Origin of the sequence: Pseudomonas emilianonis (assembly GCF_023072625.1) — a bacterium.
GTDB lineage: Bacteria > Pseudomonadota > Gammaproteobacteria > Pseudomonadales > Pseudomonadaceae > Aquipseudomonas > Aquipseudomonas paraveronii.
The window spans coordinates 1-3,858 of record NZ_JAKNRV010000434.1 but is presented as its reverse complement, the minus strand read 5'-3'; the positions used below and the strand labels follow the sequence as shown (position 1 = coordinate 3,858).

Annotated in this window: 5 protein-coding genes; all 5 read right to left on the bottom strand. The window is 62.9% G+C overall.

Annotated elements, in window-relative coordinates; genetic code table 11:
* Nucleotides 1-120: 120 nt before the first annotated feature.
* Nucleotides 121-873: a lipopolysaccharide kinase InaA family protein gene (locus L9Z73_RS26925; RefSeq protein ID WP_247407638.1), complete on the bottom strand. Its 753-nt coding sequence runs from the start codon at nucleotides 871-873 to the stop codon at nucleotides 121-123.
* Nucleotides 870-1,604 (bottom strand): lipopolysaccharide kinase InaA family protein, encoded by a 735-nt coding sequence (locus L9Z73_RS26920; RefSeq protein WP_247407636.1) that lies wholly within the window; start codon nucleotides 1,602-1,604, stop codon nucleotides 870-872. Before L9Z73_RS26920 ends, L9Z73_RS26925 begins: the two co-directional genes overlap by 4 nt.
* A complete protein-coding gene (gene rfaP, locus L9Z73_RS26915) occupies nucleotides 1,604-2,410 on the bottom strand; it encodes a lipopolysaccharide core heptose(I) kinase RfaP (protein ID WP_247407634.1) in 807 nt (268 codons plus the stop codon). The genes L9Z73_RS26920 and rfaP overlap by 1 nt, the downstream gene beginning before the upstream one ends.
* Nucleotides 2,407-3,531: a glycosyltransferase family 4 protein gene (locus L9Z73_RS26910; protein WP_247407631.1), complete on the bottom strand. Its 1,125-nt coding sequence runs from the start codon at nucleotides 3,529-3,531 to the stop codon at nucleotides 2,407-2,409. Before L9Z73_RS26910 ends, rfaP begins: the two co-directional genes overlap by 4 nt.
* The coding region (locus tag L9Z73_RS26905; protein WP_247407629.1) for a glycosyltransferase family 9 protein at nucleotides 3,531-3,858 on the bottom strand (328 nt) is incomplete at its 5' end. The genes L9Z73_RS26905 and L9Z73_RS26910, both read right to left, overlap by 1 nt.

Below are 3,858 nucleotides of genomic sequence, written 5' to 3'. Positions count from 1 at the left end.
CCGGCAGCACGCGCAACAGGCTGAGCAATTGCAGTTGGCCGGGGCCCGCCGCGTCCGCCAGTTCGATCGTCATCGGTAGGCTCGGCGTGCGGCCGGCATTTTTCAGCGCGGATAAACGCATCAGCGGTTCTCCTTATGGCTGCGGCGGGCGGTCAGGCGCTGTTGCCAGGTGGCGACCAGCGGGCTGTCTTCAGGTTGCTCCAGATACGCCGCCAGCAGGTGACGAATTTGCGCATCCGACCACTGCGGCGCACGGCGCAACAGCGGCTCAAGGTCCTTGACCCGGTCACGCCAACCAAACAGCAGCGGACGGGTTTTCTCCAGGTCGATCAACTGCGCGGCATAACCGTCGCCGGTGGCCTGCAGGAAAATATGCTTGGGGTAAAAACACCCGTGGACCTGACCCACGCCGTGCAGGCGGCGCGCCAGTTGGCCGCAGGCCAGCAGGATCGCACGATGCTGGGCGTCGCTCAGTTGCGACCACTGCTCGAGCAACGAGTCCAGGTCATTCCAGCCGTCCAGGGCACGGGTCAGCAGCATTGCGCGGTGCTCGCCAGCGACTTTGCGCTCACCGTAGAACGCCGCCTGCAATGCCGGGATACCCAGCGTGCGATAACGGCTGATGTTGCGAAACTCGCGGGAAAAACTCGGTTCGCCAAACGGCCGGTGCAAGCTGCGCGTGAGGTAGTTGCTCTGGCGCTTGAGGTAATAACCGTGGCCGTCGAGTTCCAGGCGAAACACGCTGCTCCAGCCGCCACGGCTGGTGTTCGGCTCGTCCACCGCGTCCAGTTGCTTGGCCCACAGGGCGTCGAAACTGGCCAGACCGTTGCGCTCCAGCAGGGCGCGGTCTTCGGTCGCCAGGAAATCACTCATTCGCGTCCCTCGAAAAACTTCACCACATGGCGAATTCGCTGTTTGTCCGACGCACTCAGGTGCGTGCGTTCGCGGTATTGCAGGTAGAAGCGCAGGCGCTGGGTGGCCGACAGGTGATACTTGGCCACCTTGTCCAGGCAGGCCAAGTCTTTGGTGATGCGGTATTTGAGCCAGAACCCGCGCCAGAAGTCGCCGTTGGGGCAATCGATCAGGTACAGGGTGCGCTGGTCGTCGATCAGCAGGTTGCGCCACTTCAAGTCGTTATGGGTAAAGTGATGATCGTGCATGGTGCGCGTGTATTCGGCGAGCTGGCGGCTGACCGCATCGACCCACGCAGGGTCTTTGAGGCGCACATCGTTGCGCTCGGCCAGCACCGACAAGTCCTCGGTCCTGGGCAACTCACGGGTGATCAGCGCACCCCGGGCATACGCCAGGCCATTGCGCTCCAGGCCCCAGGCGACCACGTCGGCGGTGGGAATGCCCCACTTGGCGAAACGCTTGAGGTTCTGCCATTCGGACTTCACCCGCGGGCTGCCCAGGTAGCGGCGCAGGCCCTTGCCGGCACCGACATAGCGCTTCACGTAATAATTGACCCCGCCGCGCTCCACCCGGATCACTTCCGACAGCGGGTCGCGGGTCAGCCGCTCGCCTTGCAGGGCGAACACGGCTTCAAGGCTTCCAAAATCATCCGCCAGGGCGGCGTATGCGGGTTCCAGGTTCCAACCCGCCATCAGAGCACATCCCCGTAACGTTGTTTGCGTGCGTAGAGCTTGGCTGCCTTGCGCTCCAGCCACTGCAGCAGCGCGGCCTCTTCGGCAAGAATCTGGCGCAACGGCTGTTGAAAGTAGCCCTTGAGAAAGCGCAGTTTGTCGCGACGGGTCAGGCCGATATCCAGCGCCGAGAAATACAGCGCCGCCAGGTCCTTGTTGCGCCAGCGCAACGGGATCTTCGAGCGTACCTGCGCACGGTGCAGATCGATCACCGACAACTTGAAATCGTCGGCCACCAGCGGCTTGTCTGTGTGCAGCAGGAAATGGCAGATGTAGCAGTCGCGATGGTTGACCCCGGCGCGGTGCATCATACCGGTCATGCGCGCCACTTCGGCGATCAGCGCATGCTTGATGACCGGCGATGGCGGTTGCTTGAGCCAGTCCATGCTCAGGTCTTCGAGGCTGACGGTAGGCGCCAGCTCCTCGGTGACGATAAACGAATGCTGATCGGCCGGGTTGCTGCCCTTTTCGCCATAGGCCACGGCCGTCATGGTCGGCACGCCGACTTGCTGCAAGCGCTGGATCGCCAGCCATTCCTGGCCGGCGCCCAATACCGGCAACTTCGCGGTGATCAGGTTCTTGAGGATTTCGGCCCAGCCGATACCTCGGTGGATCTTCACGAAATAACCGCGCCCCTCGACCTCAGTACGCAAGGTACGACGGGCGTCCAGTTCGCGGTACACCAGGCCGTCCAGTTTCTCGACTTCAGCGAACGCATCGCGTCCGGCCCAGAGGGTCTTGAACGGTTCGGCAAGCATCAACTTCATCGGTTCGGCTCCGCCAGAATCAGGTCCGCAGCGTACTGCGGCATGCTATAGAGGTCGGCCGTCTCGGCGAAGGCCAGACCATTGCGACTCATGGTCGCGCGCGCTTGTGGATCGTCGAGCATATCGACCAGGTATTGATTGAGCTGAGCCTGTTCGAACGGTTCGTCCAACACCCGGCCATTGCCGGCTTTGTCGATATAGAAGGCGTAACCGCAGACCTTGCTCACCAGCACCGGCAGGCCCGCGACGACCGCCTCGATCAGCACCATGCCGGCGGCTTCGTTGTAGGCCGGGTGGATCAACAGGTCGGCCCCCAACAGAAAGCGCGGAATATCGCTGCGCCCCTTGAAGAAATGCACCTGCTCACCCAGGCCCAGTGCGGCGCTCTGCAACTGGAATACTTTGGGGTCGTCCTGGCCGATTACAAACAGCCGGGTACGTTTCTTCAGCGCCGACGGCAATGCGGCCACGGCCTTGAGGCTGCGGTCGACGCCCTTGGTCTTGAAGCCGGAACCGATCTGCACCAGCAGCAAATCATCCTCGGCCAGGCCGAACTCACCGCGAAACTGCGCGCGAATCTGCGCGGCATCGGGCGGCGCACGGCGGTCACGGGCGATGCCCGGCGGCAGCAAATGAAAGCGCTGCGCCTGGGTGCCGTAGTAGCGCGTGAACAATTCCTGCTGATGGGCCGAGAGCACCATGATCTGGGTCTTGGCGCTCTGTTCGAAGACGGCGCGCTCGTACTCGGCAAAGTGCTTGTAGCGGCCGAACCAACGGTACATCGGGTTGCGCAGGGTTTGCGCCTTGTCTTCAAACACGCCGTCGGCGGCGAAGTACAGGTCCAGCCCCGGCATTTTATTGAAGCCGACCACGCGGTCCACCGGGCGCTTGGCCAGGTCGGCCTGAATCCAGGCGTAGAGTTTTTCGTTGCGTCGATGGTTGAACAGCGCCTTGACCGGCGCCACCAGCACTTCGAAGCCGGGCGGCACATCGCCCTCCCAGATCAGGGTGTAGACACGGATCTGATGACCGCGCTGCTGGCACTCCAGGGCGATACGCATGAAGTCGCGCTGCAAGCCACCGAACGGGAAATACTTGTACAGAACAAACGCCAGTTGCATCAGTGCATCTCCTCGGCCAGTAACAACGTGCTCAGCCGGCTCGCCACACGCTCGGGGTTCAGCCGCGTGAAGCACAGTGGCGATTCGCGCTTGAGGTCGAACCGACGCAGATCGTCGGCCGTGGGTTGATAAGTACACTGCTTTTGCAGGCAGGGCGCACACGGGAAGTCGCTGGCCAGGTGAATCTGGCTCTTGCCGTAGGCGCCGGTCAGGCCTGGGTTGGTGGGGCCGAACAGGGAAATGGTCGGCACGTCCAAGGCTGCGGCCAGGTGACCGAGGCCGGTGTCTACCGCGACACAGGCGCGGGCGCCAGCCAGAACACGGGCG

Excerpts from the sequence above, each read along its gene's own strand:
- L9Z73_RS26910 (WP_247407631.1), bottom strand. The coding sequence starts at position 3,531 with ATGCAACTGGCGTTTGTTCTGTACAAGTATTTCCCGTTCGGTGGCTTG.
- L9Z73_RS26920 (WP_247407636.1), bottom strand. The coding sequence starts at position 1,604 with ATGGCGGGTTGGAACCTGGAACCCGCATACGCCGCCCTGGCGGATGAT.
- L9Z73_RS26925 (WP_247407638.1), bottom strand. The coding sequence starts at position 873 with ATGAGTGATTTCCTGGCGACCGAAGACCGCGCCCTGCTGGAGCGCAAC.
- rfaP (WP_247407634.1), bottom strand. The coding sequence starts at position 2,410 with ATGAAGTTGATGCTTGCCGAACCGTTCAAGACCCTCTGGGCCGGACGC.